This window comes from Tenacibaculum sp. TB-56 (assembly GCF_059716275.2).
This window is the reverse complement of sequence record NZ_CM201367.1, coordinates 48,938-65,140: the sequence shown is the minus strand read 5'-3', so window position 1 is coordinate 65,140 and position 16,203 is coordinate 48,938. Positions and strand designations below refer to the sequence as shown.

Below are 16,203 nucleotides of genomic sequence, written 5' to 3'. Positions count from 1 at the left end.
TTAAGTTGGTTAATCATTTAGTTTTAAAGAAACACCACCATAGTTAGATTTAATGGTGATCTTTGAATTCGAATTTCCTTTACCAAAAGTACCTTCATAGTATTTTTTAGATGTTTTTTTGATGCTTTTGTATAGCTCTACATTGTTATCAGGATAGCCAAAACTAGCATAAGATAAGTCGATGTTGAAATTAAAGTTATTATTGCTGTTGGTTCCTAATTTGATACTAGCATAGTTTCCGTCAATAGTAATGTTATCAAATCCTTTAGCAATGTTTTGAACTCTAATTCCGCCATAATCGCTATTAATTTTCAAGTTCTTTTTAAGTGTACCTACTTTAACACTAGCATAATCAGAATTTCCAGTTAGGTTAGAAATCTCTTCTGCAGAAATACTTCCATAATCGCTATTAAATGTAACATCAGTAGCCTTACCAATTTTTATAGTTGAATAATCTGCACTTACTTTTAAGTTGTTAGATTTTCTAATATTTAATTTTGAATAATCAACATTAAGATTTCCTGATTTCATGTAATTGATTTCAGAAGTACCGCAATAATCTAAGCTAATATTATTGTTACTGTTTAACAGTTGGTCGATTTGAATTTTACCATAATCACAGTTAATATTCGATTTTCCTTCAAGTTCATCTAATAAATAAATGTCTCCATACTTATTGTGTAAGTCAGCATTGTTAGTAATAGGCATTCTTACAGAATAATTAATTTTATAATTGGTGTTATTGCTTCCCCACCAAGACCAAGAAGATTTACTTTTTTCTATAATTGTTCTAGCTTCTACTAAATTGGAAGTAGCTTCAAACTGAATGTTAATGTCTTTTAGTTTACGTTCAACACTTGAAAGATCATCACCTTTTACAGTTATTTTAACTTTGATTTCGATACGATTTTCATTCCATGTAGTTACGTTTACATTTCCATACTTGTTGTTAATGTATAGGGTAGCGTTTTTGTTAACGTTAAACGTTTTGCTAATGTTCTTACTTTTTTCGTGTTTTCTATCGTTAGCGATAAGAACGGTAGGAATAAGTAAGAATAAGAAAAGTAGTTTATATAATTTCATCGTCTAATAATTCTAATTTTGCTGGGTTTTGTAATTGCTCTAACTGTAAAAGAAGCCTTTCTAACACATCTAATCGTTGTTGATAATTTTGTATCATTTCTCGGATGATTTGACGTTTGTTTTCTTTTTTAGAAAGCTCTTTTTCAAGAGAGTTATATTGGTCTTCTAATTCTTCAATTTCATTTAAAGAGTCTTCAATAACTGTTTCGGTATCTAAATTTCTATATTGTTCAACTTCTCGTAACTCTTGATTTATAGTTGTAACAAAAAAGTTTTGAGCCTCAGCCATTTTAGGTGATACATCGGCTAGAGTATACGTTTTTTGTTGTTGGTAATTACCAAGATAAAAACCTAACATTAATACAATTGATGCTGCTATACTCATCCAGAAAATTGAAGGTTTTTTATTTCTCTTCGGGTTTTTTAGTTTACGCTGAAAACGTTCTAAATGTCCTTGATGAGGTTCAAAAACATCGAAATCATTTTCTTTAAAAAATTGATGTAATTTATCCTCCATATCCTTGTGTTTTATTAGTATCGTTAACCAATACTTGTTTTAATTTCTTTTTAGCTCTTGATATTGTTGTGCGCACATTTTCATTAGTATAATTCAATATCTGAGCTATTTCTTCATAATCATAGCCTTCAATTAAGTTCAAAGTCAATACAATTCTGTAATTATCTTTCAAACTTTGCAAACAACTTAATACTCTTTGTACTTCAAGTGAGCTATAATCTATTTCAACTTCTTCGATTTCATAATTAGGAATCACATCCATTTTAACTTCATCATATCGAGTTACCTTTTTTAGTTGGGTTAAACTTTTATTAATAACGATTCGCTTTAACCAAGCACCAAAAGTAACTTCTCCCTTAAAAGAATTTAATTTTGTAAAAGCAGTTAAAAATGCTTCTTGAATTAAATCTTCAGCCTCGAATTCGTCTTTTAAAATACGATACGATGTGTTATACATAGCTTTATAATAGCTTTGATACACCTGTATTTGTGCAGTGCTATCGTTTTTCTTACAGCGTTCGATTAGTTGGTTGATATGTGTTTTCTGCGACTCCAATGAAATCATTCTATACTAGAGACAATTCAACTTTTAAATTGTGACAATTTGTTTCAATAAAAATAGATTTTTTTAAGATTCTAGCTTTTTTTATGTGTATTTTATTGATAGTTAAATGGTTGGTGGTATGTTTTTTTATTGAAGTTGCGTAAGTAATGCTAAGTAAAAAAATGAATCAAAATATGTATATTTGACACAATGGTTAACAGTGTTAAAATTATTGAGTGCCCAAGAGATGCAATGCAAGGAATCAAAAGTCATTTTATTCCTACAGAGGCCAAGGCAAAATACATCAACTCACTGTTAAAGGTGGGGTTTGATACGATAGATTTTGGAAGTTTTGTATCACCAAAAGCAATACCTCAAATGAGAGATACTGCAGAGGTTTTGTCAAAATTAGATTTATCATCTACTACAAGTAAACTTTTAGCTATTATAGCTAACGTACGTGGTGCAAATGATGCATCACAGTTTGAAGAAATTGATTATTTAGGATACCCTTTCTCAATTTCTGAAAACTTTCAAATGCGTAATACACATAAAACAATAGAACAATCTATTGATACGTTAAAAGAAGTTTTAACGATAGCTAATAGAACAAATAAAGAAGTAGTAGCGTATTTATCGATGGGGTTTGGGAATCCTTATGGTGACCCTTGGAACGTGGAGATTGTAGGTGAGTGGACAGAGAAACTTTCTAACTTAGGTGTTAAGATATTATCTTTGTCAGATACCATTGGAAGTTCAACACCTGAAGATATAGATTATTTATTTTCAAACTTAATACCTAGTTATCCTCAAATAGAATTTGGAGCACATCTTCATACAACTCCAACAAAATGGCACGAAAAAGTAGATAGCGCTTTTAAAGCAGGTTGTAGACGTTTTGATGGGGCGATAAAAGGTTATGGAGGCTGCCCAATGGCAAAAGATGAATTGACAGGTAATATGCCTACAGAAAAATTACTGTCGTATTTTACCGCAAATAAAGTTGAAACCAATATAAAACCAATGAGTTTTGAAAGTGCCTATAATAAAGCACTTGAAGTTTTTTAAAAGATTATGAAATTAATACATATTATTTTTCTTTTTTTCTTTTTTTCAGCCTTTTCTCAAGCTACAGATAGTGAAAGAATAGGTACATGGAGTGTGAAAAATGGAGAGATAATACGAAATAGATCTAAAAACGATCAACTGGCAATTTATTATTGGAATGAATTTAATAGAATTTTTCCTCAAGAGTTAACAAAAAAATACATCAAGCGAATTGTTTTAATGACGGATGGGCTTGATGAAAAAACAGGAGCTTTGGTGGCTTTGAGTTCAAAAAATGACAAATGGCAACTAGAAATAGATGTCAATGATGTAAATTTTTATTCCAAAGATAAAAAAAGACTTCATGAGTCTGTTTACACGTTAGTTCATGAATTCGGACATTTACTTACTTTAAATAGAACACAAATACGTCCTACCGATAAAAAGCTACAAGACGAAGGTGAGTTGTATTTAACTCTCGAAGGAGAAGCATATAAAAATAGTTACATAAATAGGTTTGTTAATTTGTTTTGGAAAGGAGCATTGTTAAATCGTTGGGATGTTATTCAGCGTAAATATTGTTATACCGAAGCGAACTGTGTTGAAAAATTATATGACTTGTATTTAAACAATCGCACAGAATTTTTAACAGATTATGCTGCAGAAAGTCCAGAAGAAGATATTGTAGAAAGCTGGACGGCTTTTGTATTAAGGCCAAAGATTAAAAAACCTAGAACGATCGCACATAAGAAAATCAACTTCTTTTACGAATTTCCAGAATTGGTGGAATATAGAAGAATGATTCGACAAAACACACGTCAATATCTTCATTAGAATTTGTAAATTTGGTTTCTTTTTAAAGTAAAATCAAATGAAACAGATTAGAATTTTTTTAGCACTTTTTATCACCTTATTTATAGTTAGTTGTAACACAAATAAAAAAACAGCTAACACTTCTACAAAGAAATATCAGTTTACAAAAGATGCTGATAAAACGTACTTTACAATTCTTCAATTAAACGATGTATATGAAATAGCTCCAATACAAGGAGGTAAATATGGTGGAATGGCTAGGGTAGAAACTGTACATCAAGATTTACTTAAAGAAAACGAGCAAACAATGTTAGTGTTGGCAGGAGACTTTTTATCGCCTTCTTTAATAGGAACCATGAGTCATAATGGTGAACGTGTTAGAGGTAAGCAAATGGTAGAAGTAATGAATGCAATGAATTTTGATGTGGTTGCTTTTGGTAATCATGAATTCGATTTAAGTTACACACATTTACAAGTTAGATTGAACGAAAGTAATTTTGAATGGATTTCGGCTAACGTTTTACATAATATAAATGGTGAACATTCGTATTTTTATAAAACTATTGATGGAGAAAAGCAAAGTTTAAAAGATTCTTACATAAAAGAATTTGTAAATCCAGATGGTACAAAGTTAAAAGTAGGTTTTATAAGTGTTTGTATTCCTTCTAACCCTAAGAGTTATGTACACTATGGCGATATGTACGAAGAAATAAAACGTGCATATAATGAAATTAAAGACGATGTAGATATAGTTATTGGTTTAACCCATGCTTCGTTAACGCAAGACAAAGAGATTGCAAAATTATTACCTAATGTACCTTTAATAATGGGAGGACATGAACACACAAACAGCTACGATAAAGTAGGAGAGGTAGTAATTGCGAAAGCCGATGCAAATGCTAAAACGGCTTATATTCATAGGTTTGAATATGATCCGGCAACTAAGAAAACTCAATTTAAGTCAGAGTTAAAAGAGATTAATGACTCGATAGCTTCAAATAAAAAAGTACAAGATGTAGTTGATAAATGGCAGGTTGTTTTGCAAAGTAAAATTCAAGAAGTAGTTTCTAATCCTTATGAAGTTTTATATACTGCTAAAGAACCACTAGATGCAAGAGAAAGTACTATTAGAAGTGTTCAAACCAATATGGGAAAGATTATAGCAGAGTCTATGAGTTTAGCTTACAATAATGAAGTTGACTGTGCATTAGTAAATGGAGGTTCTGTTAGAATAGACGATGTATTAGCAGGAGATGTAAACGCTGTGGATATTTTTAGAGTTTTGCCTTATGGAGGCGAGGTTTTAAAAGTAGAAATTAAAGGAAGTTTATTGAAAGAAGTATTAGACTTTGGAGAAGCAGCTTCAGGAACAGGAGCTTATTTACAACGATTCAATGCTAAGAAAGAAAATGAAGAATGGATACTTAAAAATGGTAAACTTGAAGAAGATAAAGTCTATACAGTTGCCTTTTCAGACTATTTGTTAAGAGGACTTGACATACCTATGCTTTCAGACAAAAGCGAAGGAGTTATAAGTATTTATACACCTAAAAAAGAAGAAATAGCATACGACATACGTAAAGCTGTTGTTAATCTTTTTAAAGTAGAGTAGGCTTAATTTATTGTATGTTAAGTGAATACTAAAAACTGTTAAATTTTATTTAAAATAAATCTTAATAAAATTTGTTAGATTGATTATCTCTACTAATTTTGCGGTCGTAAAACAAAATTAGTTTAAAATTAATCTAAATAAAAATGAAAAAAGTATTTTTCGGTTTATTAGCAGGAGTATCATTATTTGCAACAGCGCAAACGGCTCCAACAGATAGTATTCCAACTAACCCGCAAACTCAGCAGAATGCTGCGCAACGTCTTTTATCTTCAAACTTAAGTCAACAAGGACTTACAGTTGGGGGGTATGCAGAAGCACATTTAAACAGAGCTACTGGTGAAAACGCTAAACTAGATGTTCATAGATTAGTAATGCTTTTCGGATACAAGTTTAATGAAAGAACTCAATTCGTAACAGAAATTGAATTCGAACACGTAAAAGAAGTATATGTAGAGCAAGCTTTCTTACAATATACTATTGCTGATAATGTAAACTTACGCGCAGGTTTAATGTTAGTACCAATGGGTATTGTTAACGAATACCACGAACCAACTACCTTTAACGGAGTAGAAAGACCAAGTATGGATAAATCTATCGTTCCATCTACATGGAGAGAATTAGGTTTAGGGGTTTCAGGTAAATGGGATGCAGCTTCTTTACGTTACCAAGCTTATATGTTTAACGGATTCAAATCTGAAAACGACGGTAAGTTTTTAGGAGGAAAAGACGGATTCCGTAGTGGACGTCAAAAAGGAGCAGAATCTATGATGAACAATATCAATGTTTCTGGTAAAGTAGATTATTACGGATTACCAGGTTTACGTTTAGGTTTATCAGGATACTTTGGAAGAACACAATCTGAAAACGATGTAGAAGATTTAGAAGGAGCTGATGTAGGAATTGCTATGGTTGGTTTAGATGCTCGTTATGCGTACCAACGTTTTACAGCACGCGGTCAGTTTATCCATGCTAGTATATCAGACGCTAAAGAATACAATGACTTTTATGAGTACACTAATGGAGATGGAGAAATTGTTCGTCCAGATTTAGGAAGCGCATTACAAGGTTGGTATTTAGAAGCAGCATATAACTTATTACCGCAAGATAAAAAGCAACAATTACATGCTTTTGCACGTTACGAAGATTATAACACACACGCCTCTGTAGCTGAAGGAACTGTTAAAAACTTAGCTTACGATCGTGATGAGTGGACGTTTGGTTTAACTTATAAAGTAGCACCAGGAGCTGCATTTAAAGCAGATTACCAGCTTAAAAATGATGCTGTATCAGGTAGCCAAACAATTAAGCAATTAAACTTAGGTTTCGGAGTTTGGTTCTAACCTAACTAGAAACATATCAAATAAAAAACGAATCAAATTATGTTAATTTGGTTCGTTTTTTGTTTTTTATTTAGACTAATTCCAATATTTTTGTAACATGAGAAAACAACTATTTTTTCCTTTTTTATTATTTGTTGCTTCTTTTAGCTTGCTGTCGTTTGTCATTCCTAAAAATGTACAAAAAAAAGTAACAAAAGAAATAAATAATACTTTTGAAGTAGAGGCTTTTAATCTAGAGGAAATAAAGATTTCAAAAGAGATAAATGATTTGTTAGTTCGAAAAATTGAAGAGGATAAGCTTTTTAAAATTCATATAAAGAACGAACTAATAGGGTATGCTTATGTAGATAAAGCCCCGAGTAAAACAGATGAGTTTGATTATTTAATTTTGTTAGATAAAAACTTAATCATAGTAAAAACTAAAATATTGATTTACCGCGAAGATTATGGCGGAGAAATAGGAAGTAAACGTTGGTTAAAACAATTTAACGGAAAAACTTCTAGAGACGCCTTACAATATGAAAAAGATATAATGGCAATTTCAGGAGCAACAATTTCAGCTTCTTCAATGACTATTTCGGTAAATACATTTCTTCAAAATCTAGCAGTTCTTCATCAAAATAAGGTATTATAAATGCAAGTACACGGAGTTATTCATCAGTTTCCTAGAGAAATAAAATTTTTAATAATTGTTTTTGTAGCCACGTTAAGTATAGGCTATTTTGGTGGACTTTCATTTGTAAATGATACCACCAATGCGAGTTCTAAAGGAATTCAAGAGCGTTATTTAGGAAACGAAGACGATGAAGAAGCTACCAAAATGATGTTTAAAAAATCTGAAGGAGAAATAAAAACATTGGTGCACAACCATATATTATCAATTTCAGTAATTTTCTTTTTATTGGCAATCATTTTATCTACAACAAGTATTGGAATGAAACTTAAATTATTTTTAATGATTGAGCCTTTTGTTTCGGTAGTTTGTACTTTTGGTGGTATCTATTTAATGTGGACAGGTATTACGTGGATGAAATACATAGTAATGGTTTCTGGCTTTTTTATGACAGCTACTTACATACTCTCTTCATTCTTTATTGTAAAGTCGATTTTAGTACCAAAAAAAGACTAACGTTAAATTAACCGATATTATATATTTTGTAGTATATTTGCATGCAATTAATTAACAACACACTAAATTGATTGCATATGCAAGCTCATCAAAATAAAATATTAGGTGAAGGATTAACGTACGACGACGTTTTATTAGTTCCTGCCTACTCAGAAGTACTTCCAAGAGAAGTTTCAATCCAAACAAAATTTACAAGAAACATAACAATCAATGTTCCTATAGTGTCTGCAGCAATGGATACTGTAACCGAATCTGCTATGGCAATTGCTATAGCAAGAGAAGGAGGAATAGGAGTGTTGCATAAGAACATGACAATTGAGCAGCAAGCTCTTGAAGTTCGTAAGGTTAAACGTGCAGAGAGCGGTATGATTATCGATCCGATTACCTTATCATTAACTTCAATTGTGTTAGATGCTAAGCAAGCAATGCGTGAGCATAAAATTGGAGGAATTCCTATTGTTGATGAAGGAGGAAAGTTAGTAGGAATCGTAACTAACCGTGATTTACGTTTCGAAAAAAATAACGAGCGTCCTATCGTAGAGGTAATGACTTCGGAAAATTTAGTAACTGTTGCTGAAGGAACTTCGTTAAAAGATGCAGAAGTAATTTTACAAGAAAATAAAATTGAAAAATTACCAGTTGTTAATAATGATGATAAATTAGTAGGGTTAATTACCTTTAGAGATATTACCAAATTAACACAAAAACCAATTGCTAATAAAGATTCTTACGGACGTTTACGTGTAGCTGCTGCATTAGGAGTAACTCACGATGCTGTTGATAGAGCAGAAGCGTTGGTAAAAGCAGGTGTTGATGCTGTAATTATTGATACTGCTCACGGACATACCAAAGGAGTGGTTTCAGTATTAAAAGAAGTAAAGGCTAAATTCCCAACATTAGATGTTGTTGTAGGTAACATTGCAACACCAGAAGCCGCTAAATATTTAGTTGAAGCAGGAGCAGATGCAGTAAAAGTAGGAATTGGACCAGGATCTATCTGTACTACTCGTGTAGTAGCAGGTGTTGGTTTTCCTCAGTTTTCAGCAGTGTTAGAAGTTGCAGAAGCTATTAAAGGAAGTGGAGTTCCTGTAATTGCAGATGGAGGTATTCGTTATACAGGTGATATCCCTAAAGCAATCGCAGCAGGAGCTGATAGTGTAATGTTAGGATCATTATTAGCAGGAACTAAAGAATCTCCAGGAGAAACTATTATTTACGACGGAAGAAAATTCAAATCATATCGTGGAATGGGATCTGTTGAAGCAATGAAGCAAGGTTCAAAAGACCGTTATTTCCAAGATGTAGAAGATGATATTAAAAAATTAGTTCCAGAAGGAATTGTAGGACGCGTACCATACAAAGGTGAGTTACAAGAAAGTATTCATCAATTTGTTGGAGGTTTACGTGCAGGAATGGGATACTGTGGAGCAAAAGATATTAATACGTTAAAAGAAACAGGAAGATTTGTTCGTATTACTGCAAGCGGTATCAACGAAAGTCACCCACACGATGTAGCAATTACTAAAGAAGCGCCAAATTACAGTAGAAGATAATTCTGGAAAAATAATCGTAATAAAACTCAAGCTCTGTTAATAATTAAATTAACAGAGTTTTTTGTTTTTACGTTGTAAACACTATTTTAGCAGAGACTTCAATTTCCTTTAATTTTATGACTCAAGAAACAAAATATACCGAAGATAATATTCGCTCGCTCGATTGGAAAGAACATATCCGTATGCGTCCTGGGATGTATATTGGTAAATTAGGAGACGGTTCTTCACCCGACGATGGTATTTATATTTTGGTTAAAGAAGTGCTCGATAACTCTATTGATGAGTTTGTTATGGGTACAGGAAAAACGATTGAAGTTTCGGTACAAGGCGATAAAGTAATCGTACGCGATTACGGTCGTGGTATTCCGTTAGGAAAAGTTGTCGATGTAGTATCGAAAATGAATACCGGAGGTAAGTACGATTCACGTGCCTTTAAAAAATCGGTAGGATTAAACGGAGTAGGTACCAAAGCAGTAAATGCCTTATCTACTTACTTCAGAGTTGAGTCTACTCGTGATGGTAAATCAGCCGCAGCAGAGTTTGAAAAAGGAAATTTAACGAATGAAGAATTTCTTGAAGAAACATCGCGTCGAAGAGGTACCAAAGTAACCTTTATTGCAGACGAAACCATTTTTAAGAACTACAAGTATCGTCCAGAGTATATTATAAAACTACTGAAAAACTATGTATACCTAAATCCAGGACTAACCATAGTTTTTAATGGCGAAAAGTTTTATTCAGAAAACGGATTAAAAGATTTATTAGAAGATAACAACAATCAAGATGATATGTTGTATCCGATAATTCATTTACGTGGTGATGATATTGAAGTTGCTATGACACACAGTAAAACGCAATATTCAGAAGAGTATCATTCGTTTGTTAATGGTCAAAATACTACACAAGGTGGTACACACTTAAATGCTTTTAGAGAAGCAGTAGTAAAAACAGTACGTGAGTTCTTCGGAAAGAATTTTGATGCATCAGATGTTCGTAAATCTATCATTGCAGCCATTTCTGTTAAAGTGATGGAACCTGTTTTTGAAAGTCAGACGAAAACTAAATTAGGATCTACTGAAATGGGAGGTGATTTACCAACCGTTCGTACCTATATCAATGATTTTGTAAAAACACAATTAGATAACTATTTACATAAGAATACCGAGATAGCCGATAAGCTTCAGAAAAAGATATTACAGGCTGAAAAAGAGCGTAAAGAATTATCAGGGATTCGAAAATTGGCTCGTGAACGTGCTAAAAAAGCGAGTTTACATAACAAAAAGCTACGTGATTGTCGTATTCATTTTGGAGATACTAAAAAAGATGGGTATCTAGATACAACCTTATTTATTACCGAGGGAGATTCGGCAAGTGGATCGATTACCAAATCGCGAAATGTAAATACGCAAGCAGTATTCAGTTTAAAAGGGAAACCTTTAAATTCGTACGGATTGTCTAAAAAAATTGTGTATGAAAATGAGGAGTTTAACTTGTTGCAAGCTGCTTTAAATATTGAAGACGGACTAGAAGATTTGCGATACAACAATATTGTAATTGCTACCGATGCCGATGTAGATGGTATGCACATTCGCTTGTTATTAATAACCTTTTTTTTACAGTTCTTCCCAGAGGTTATTAAAGAAGGGCATTTATATATTTTAGATACTCCGCTATTTAGAGTTCGAAATAAAAAGGAAACAATTTATTGTTATTCAGAAGAAGAAAAGCAAGCTGCAATTGATAAGCTAAGAGGAAAACCAGAAATAACTCGATTTAAAGGATTAGGGGAGATTTCTCCTAACGAATTTGTTCATTTTATAGGTGACGATATTCGTTTAGATCCTGTAATGTTAGATAAAGAAATGTCGATAGAACAAATGTTAGAGTTTTATATGGGGAAAAACACTCCAGACAGACAAAAGTTTATCATCAATAACCTAAAAGTAGAGTTAGACTTAGTAGAAGAAAATTAATATGAAAAAGTTAAGAATAGTAATTTTAATTGCGGCATTAATACTATTGGTTGTGAATGTTTTAGAAATCGATTTAGGTAAGTTAACTAATTTAGAGGTTAATTTAAATCTATATTTAGGTGCGTTATCAATGGCGTTAGTTTCACTATCAATGATGCTATCAATCAAATCGTCTAAAAATGAAGAGGAGAATAGTTAAATGAAGAGCTTAAATAGAAATATAGTTTATCTAGTTGGTTTTATCATTTTTTTATTACTCTTTTCTATTGATTTTAAAGATTTAACTGCTGAGGGTAATTTTGCATCATATATAGGAATTATAGGATTGTCTGTTTTTATTATTTTAAAATTGAAAAAATAAAACTAAATGAAAAGCGTAGGAAAAATTTTTGATGCTATGTCGATCCTTTTTGGAGTCATCTTAATTGGATGGTTTACACAAATTGATTACAGTAACTTAAGTTTCAATAATAACTTATCTCCGTTCTTAGGAATCATTTCTGCTGTTTTATTCATCTTTGTGATGCAGTTTACAAAAAAGCATCAGATAAATAAATTAGCTTGTAATTAAGAACAAGAAAAAATAATGGATAGAAATAGAAGAGCTAGAATATATTTATTAATAGCATTTTCAATTTTTTTTGTCAACGTATTTAATGTTGATTTTGATAATTTAAATTGGGAGGCAAATAGGGCGTCTTATATCAATATGATAGTTGCAGCCTTAGTTTTTATAGCTATTTTTTTTACTAATTAAGAAGAAACAAAAGAACTCTTAAACGAATAAACGTTTAAACATTCATATATGAGTGAAGAAAACAACAATTACGAACACGACGAAGAATTAGATCAACCTATTGAAAGTACCGAAACCATTACCAAGGTAACCGGTATGTACAAAGAATGGTTTTTAGATTATGCTTCGTATGTAATTTTAGAACGTGCTGTACCTTCGATAGAAGACGGTTTTAAACCCGTACAACGTCGTATTATGCATTCGATGAAAGATTTAGACGATGGTCGTTACAATAAAGTAGCGAACATTGTTGGTCATACCATGCAGTATCACCCGCATGGAGATGCTTCTATTGCCGATGCCATGGTACAAATGGGGCAAAAAGAATTGCTGATAGATATGCAAGGTAACTGGGGTAATATCCTTACAGGTGACCGTGCTGCAGCTTCCCGTTATATCGAAGCACGTTTGTCGAAGTTCGCTTTAGATGTTGTTTTCAACGCCAAAACTACCGAATGGCAAGCATCATACGATGGTCGTAAAAAAGAGCCTGTAAACTTACCTGTAAAGTTTCCATTGTTATTAGCACAGGGAGCAGAAGGTATTGCAGTTGGATTGTCGACTAAAATTCTTCCACATAACTTTAACGAGTTAATAGATGCTTCTGTTAAATATTTAAAAGGAAGGAGTTTTACCATTGTTCCTGATTTTTTAACAGGAGGTATTGTTGATGTAACTGATTATAAAGACGGAAAAAGAGGAGGAAAAATCAGAGTACGTGCTAAAATATCAGCGCTAGATAAAAAAACACTGGTAATTACCGAAATTCCATTCGGAACTACTACCTCTTCGTTAATTGATAGCATCTTAAAAGCGAATGAGAAAGGGAAAATTAAGATTAAAAAGATAGAAGATAATACTGCAGCTGAGGTAGAAATCTTAGTACATCTTCCACCTAATGTATCTCCAGATAAAACTATTGATGCATTATATGCTTTTACCAGTTGTGAAAACTCAATATCGCCACTGTGTTGTATTATTGAAGACAACAAACCTATCTTTATAGGAGTAAGTGAGATTTTAAGAAAGTCGACAGACTTTACAGTTGAATTACTCAAACGAGAGTTAGAAATTCAGTTACATGAGTTAGAAGAGCAATGGCACTTTGCTTCGTTAGAGCGTATATTTATTGAAAATAGAATTTATCGTGATATTGAAGAAGTTGAAACTTGGGAAGGTGTAATTGAAGCTATTGATAAAGGGTTGCAGCCACACATCCAACATTTAAAACGTGAAGTAACTGAAGAAGATATCGTGCGTTTAACAGAAATCCGAATTAAAAAGATTTCTAAGTTTGATATTGACAAGGCGAAGCAATTTATTGAAAGTTTAGAAGAAAAAATAGCAGAGGTAAAGAATTACTTGGCAAACCTTATCGATTTTGCGATTGATTACTTTAAAGAATTAAAAACTAAATACGGTAAAGGAAAAGAACGTAAAACTGAAATCCGAATTTTTGATGACATCGTAGCTACTAAGGTAGTAATGCGTAACTCAAAGTTATATGTAAACAGAGAGGAAGGATTTATTGGAACATCGTTGAAAAAAGACGAATATGTTACCGACTGTGCTGATATTGATGATGTGATTGTGTTTAGAGAAGACGGGTCGATGATTGTAACTAAGGTTGATTCGAAGACTTTCGTAGGAAAAGGAATTATACACGTTGCAATTTTCAAAAAGAAAGACAAGCGTACTGTTTATAATATGATTTATAGAGATGGAGCGAAGGGAGCTTCCTTTATGAAGCGTTTCAATGTAACTTCGGTTACACGTGATAAAGAGTACAATTTAGCAAATGACGATTCTAAATCGAAAGTATTGTACTTCTCAGCAAACCCTAATGGAGAAGCGGAAGTAGTAACTATTTTACTGCGTGCTGTTGGAAGTATTAAAAAACTGAAATGGGATATTGATTTTGCTGATTTAGCGATAAAAGGTCGTAGTGTTCGTGGTAACCAAGTAACTAAATACGCGATTAAAAAGGTAGAATTTAAAGAAGCAGGTGTATCTACTTTAAAACCACGTAAAATTTGGTTTGATGATACAGTTCAACGTTTAAATGTAGATGGAAGAGGGGAGTTATTAGGAGAATTTAAAGCAGAAGATAAAATTTTAATAGCAACACAATCAGGAAAAATAAAAGCGGTAACTCCAGATTTGGCAATGCATTTCGAAGATGATATGATTGTTTTAGAAAAGTGGAAACCAAACAAACCGATTTCAGCAATTTATTTTGATGGAAATAAAGAACGTTATTTCGTAAAACGTTTTTTAATAGAAGCTCTTGATAAAGAAGAAATTTTTATTTCAGATCATGAAAAATCAAAGTTGCAAATCATTTCAACGGATTACCGACCAGTAGCTGAAGTAATTTTCTCAAAGCGTAGCTTAGAGAATGTCGAGGTGAATTTTGAAGAATTTATAGCGGTTAAAGGGATTAAAGCTTTAGGAAATCAGTTAACTGCTGAAAAAATTAAAACGGTTAATCTCTTAGAACCTCTTCCGTATGAAGAACCAGAAGAAGAGAAAGTAGAAGATATTGAGGTAAACGAAGAGGAAGAAGTAGTTGAAGAGTCTTTAGTACTAGATGTAGATGTTCCTGAGATTAAAAAAGAATTTGAAGAGTCGAAAGAAGATAAGGCCAAAAAAGCTTTAGAACGAGCGCTTCAAAAAAAGAAAAAAAGTAAAGACGACGAAAGTCAAACCGCATTATTTTAATGAGTGAATTAATACCATATCGTTTTAATTTAGATACTTTTTTTGGTGTTTTAGGTTACATTATAGTTGTTTTTCTAACTTCTTGGCTAATATCCAGGTTGGTTAGAGCAATTATTTGGCGATTAATTAAATTCAAAAAGGAAGACCGTTTTGGTAGAACTAGTATTCAGTTTTTACGTAATTCGGTAACCTTTGTAATAGGGCTTTTAACTGTCATATATATTATTATGACAGTGCCTGCTTTTAGAAGCAAGGCAACGTTAATTTTTTCTGGAGCAGGTATTATTGCGGCGATTATAGGTTTTGCTGCACAAGCAGCGCTCTCTAATTTAATAGCGGGAGCGTTTATTGTTATTTTCCGTCCGTTTCGAGTAGGCGATTATATTAAGTTAGATGAAACTCGTGTTGGAATTGTTGAAGATATTACGCTACGTCATACAGTAATTAATAATTTTGAGAATAAACGGTTAATCATACCAAACTCTGTAATTAGTACCGATTCTATTTTAAATCATACGATAGAAGATTCTCATATTCTAAGTTTTAATAACTTTAAATTAGGCTTAAAAGCAGATATAGATTTAGCGCGAAAGATTATACAAGAAGAAGCCGTAAAATTGCCTACGGTAATAGATTATCGAACGCCCGAGCAAGTAATGGCAGATGTAAATCAAGTAGATGTTCGTGTTATTGATATACATTCAGACCACATACATGTACGTGCTTACGTATGGTTAAACGAGCCTTTTCAGGAATTTAAAACAAAATGTAACCTAAAAGAAGCAGTACATAAGCGTTTCTTAAAAGAAGGAGTAGATTTGCCTATTCCAATCAATATAAATGAAATAATTAACAAAGTAGACTAAGTTTACTTTGTTAATAGATTTCAAAAGTTATAAAAAGCTTTTTATCAGAAGTTTTGGGATTTCAGAAATTAAACCATAAATACCTTTGTCTAGTATTGCTTTTTGTAAAGTTTTCATACGAAATTAGGTTTTGTTAGTGATTCTATTAAAGAAAAGGGAACTAATACATGAGTTATTACAAATCTAATCGACGCACGAGGGTAAGAAAT

Annotated in this window: 15 protein-coding genes; 12 read left to right on the top strand and 3 right to left on the bottom strand. The window is 32.2% G+C overall.

Annotated features, from left to right (window positions below):
• Positions 1–9: 9 nt before the first annotated feature.
• From AC3VI6_RS00300 to AC3VI6_RS00290, 3 genes are read right to left on the bottom strand one after another with little or no spacing between them, the layout of a single operon-like run.
• Complete coding sequence (locus AC3VI6_RS00300; protein ID WP_497704743.1) at positions 10–1,083, bottom strand: hypothetical protein; 1,074 nt, start codon at positions 1,081–1,083, stop codon at positions 10–12.
• On the bottom strand, positions 1,070–1,600 hold the full coding sequence (locus AC3VI6_RS00295) for a hypothetical protein (RefSeq protein ID WP_497704742.1): 531 nt from the start codon (positions 1,598–1,600) through the stop codon (positions 1,070–1,072). Before AC3VI6_RS00295 ends, AC3VI6_RS00300 begins: the two co-directional genes overlap by 14 nt.
• Positions 1,590–2,165 carry an RNA polymerase sigma factor gene (locus AC3VI6_RS00290; RefSeq protein ID WP_497704741.1) on the bottom strand — a complete coding sequence of 192 codons (576 nt, stop codon included), beginning with the start codon at positions 2,163–2,165 and terminating at the stop codon, positions 1,590–1,592. The genes AC3VI6_RS00295 and AC3VI6_RS00290 overlap by 11 nt, the downstream gene beginning before the upstream one ends.
• Positions 2,166–2,354: 189 nt before the next feature.
• On the opposite strand from AC3VI6_RS00290, the gene AC3VI6_RS00285 reads away from it, so the two are divergent.
• The 12 genes from AC3VI6_RS00285 (at position 2,355) to AC3VI6_RS00230 (ending at position 15,994) form a co-directional block, all read left to right on the top strand.
• Complete coding sequence (locus tag AC3VI6_RS00285) at positions 2,355–3,212, top strand: hydroxymethylglutaryl-CoA lyase (protein WP_028892520.1); 858 nt, start codon at positions 2,355–2,357, stop codon at positions 3,210–3,212.
• 6 nt (positions 3,213–3,218) lie between these two features.
• On the top strand, positions 3,219–4,025 hold the full coding sequence (locus AC3VI6_RS00280; RefSeq protein WP_435255059.1) for a hypothetical protein: 807 nt from the start codon (positions 3,219–3,221) through the stop codon (positions 4,023–4,025).
• A gap of 37 nt (positions 4,026–4,062) precedes the next feature.
• Positions 4,063–5,616 (top strand): bifunctional metallophosphatase/5'-nucleotidase, encoded by a 1,554-nt coding sequence (locus AC3VI6_RS00275; protein ID WP_497704740.1) that lies wholly within the window; start codon positions 4,063–4,065, stop codon positions 5,614–5,616.
• A 143-nt stretch (positions 5,617–5,759) separates the two neighbouring features.
• The gene (locus AC3VI6_RS00270) at positions 5,760–6,956 is read left to right on the top strand and encodes a porin (RefSeq protein WP_299011501.1); all 1,197 of its coding nucleotides are present in this window, start codon (positions 5,760–5,762) and stop codon (positions 6,954–6,956) included.
• 97 nt (positions 6,957–7,053) lie between these two features.
• A complete protein-coding gene (locus AC3VI6_RS00265; protein ID WP_497704739.1) occupies positions 7,054–7,590 on the top strand; it encodes an FMN-binding protein in 537 nt (178 codons plus the stop codon).
• Positions 7,591–8,085 (top strand): Aq_1264-related membrane protein, encoded by a 495-nt coding sequence (locus tag AC3VI6_RS00260; protein ID WP_274634145.1) that lies wholly within the window; start codon positions 7,591–7,593, stop codon positions 8,083–8,085.
• Between the two features lie 77 nt (positions 8,086–8,162).
• Positions 8,163–9,638, top strand: a complete 1,476-nt coding sequence (gene guaB / locus AC3VI6_RS00255) for an IMP dehydrogenase (protein WP_497704738.1) — start codon at positions 8,163–8,165, stop codon at positions 9,636–9,638.
• A 116-nt stretch (positions 9,639–9,754) separates the two neighbouring features.
• On the top strand, positions 9,755–11,611 hold the full coding sequence (locus AC3VI6_RS00250; RefSeq protein ID WP_497704737.1) for a DNA topoisomerase IV subunit B: 1,857 nt from the start codon (positions 9,755–9,757) through the stop codon (positions 11,609–11,611).
• 1 nt (position 11,612) lies between these two features.
• Positions 11,613–11,810, top strand: a complete 198-nt coding sequence (locus AC3VI6_RS00245; protein ID WP_497704736.1) for a hypothetical protein — start codon at positions 11,613–11,615, stop codon at positions 11,808–11,810.
• 168 nt (positions 11,811–11,978) lie between these two features.
• The gene (locus AC3VI6_RS00240; RefSeq protein WP_497704735.1) at positions 11,979–12,182 is read left to right on the top strand and encodes a hypothetical protein; all 204 of its coding nucleotides are present in this window, start codon (positions 11,979–11,981) and stop codon (positions 12,180–12,182) included.
• Positions 12,183–12,416: 234 nt separating this feature from the next.
• Positions 12,417–15,128: a DNA gyrase/topoisomerase IV subunit A gene (locus AC3VI6_RS00235; RefSeq protein WP_497704734.1), complete on the top strand. Its 2,712-nt coding sequence runs from the start codon at positions 12,417–12,419 to the stop codon at positions 15,126–15,128.
• The gene (locus AC3VI6_RS00230; protein ID WP_497704733.1) at positions 15,128–15,994 is read left to right on the top strand and encodes a mechanosensitive ion channel family protein; all 867 of its coding nucleotides are present in this window, start codon (positions 15,128–15,130) and stop codon (positions 15,992–15,994) included. The genes AC3VI6_RS00235 and AC3VI6_RS00230 overlap by 1 nt, the downstream gene beginning before the upstream one ends.
• Positions 15,995–16,203 lie beyond the last annotated feature (209 nt).

What these genes read in the sequence shown, in the direction of transcription:
- AC3VI6_RS00300 (WP_497704743.1), bottom strand. Translation starts at nt 1,083, where the DNA reads ATGAAATTATATAAACTACTTTTCTTATTCTTACTTATTCCTACCGTT.
- AC3VI6_RS00295 (WP_497704742.1), bottom strand. Translation starts at nt 1,600, where the DNA reads ATGGAGGATAAATTACATCAATTTTTTAAAGAAAATGATTTCGATGTT.
- AC3VI6_RS00290 (WP_497704741.1), bottom strand. Translation starts at nt 2,165, where the DNA reads ATGATTTCATTGGAGTCGCAGAAAACACATATCAACCAACTAATCGAA.
- AC3VI6_RS00285 (WP_028892520.1), top strand. Translation starts at nt 2,355, where the DNA reads ATGGTTAACAGTGTTAAAATTATTGAGTGCCCAAGAGATGCAATGCAA.
- AC3VI6_RS00280 (WP_435255059.1), top strand. Translation starts at nt 3,219, where the DNA reads ATGAAATTAATACATATTATTTTTCTTTTTTTCTTTTTTTCAGCCTTT.
- AC3VI6_RS00275 (WP_497704740.1), top strand. Translation starts at nt 4,063, where the DNA reads ATGAAACAGATTAGAATTTTTTTAGCACTTTTTATCACCTTATTTATA.
- AC3VI6_RS00270 (WP_299011501.1), top strand. Translation starts at nt 5,760, where the DNA reads ATGAAAAAAGTATTTTTCGGTTTATTAGCAGGAGTATCATTATTTGCA.
- AC3VI6_RS00265 (WP_497704739.1), top strand. Translation starts at nt 7,054, where the DNA reads ATGAGAAAACAACTATTTTTTCCTTTTTTATTATTTGTTGCTTCTTTT.
- AC3VI6_RS00260 (WP_274634145.1), top strand. Translation starts at nt 7,591, where the DNA reads ATGCAAGTACACGGAGTTATTCATCAGTTTCCTAGAGAAATAAAATTT.
- guaB (WP_497704738.1), top strand. Translation starts at nt 8,163, where the DNA reads ATGCAAGCTCATCAAAATAAAATATTAGGTGAAGGATTAACGTACGAC.
- AC3VI6_RS00250 (WP_497704737.1), top strand. Translation starts at nt 9,755, where the DNA reads ATGACTCAAGAAACAAAATATACCGAAGATAATATTCGCTCGCTCGAT.
- AC3VI6_RS00245 (WP_497704736.1), top strand. Translation starts at nt 11,613, where the DNA reads ATGAAAAAGTTAAGAATAGTAATTTTAATTGCGGCATTAATACTATTG.
- AC3VI6_RS00240 (WP_497704735.1), top strand. Translation starts at nt 11,979, where the DNA reads ATGAAAAGCGTAGGAAAAATTTTTGATGCTATGTCGATCCTTTTTGGA.
- AC3VI6_RS00235 (WP_497704734.1), top strand. Translation starts at nt 12,417, where the DNA reads ATGAGTGAAGAAAACAACAATTACGAACACGACGAAGAATTAGATCAA.
- AC3VI6_RS00230 (WP_497704733.1), top strand. Translation starts at nt 15,128, where the DNA reads ATGAGTGAATTAATACCATATCGTTTTAATTTAGATACTTTTTTTGGT.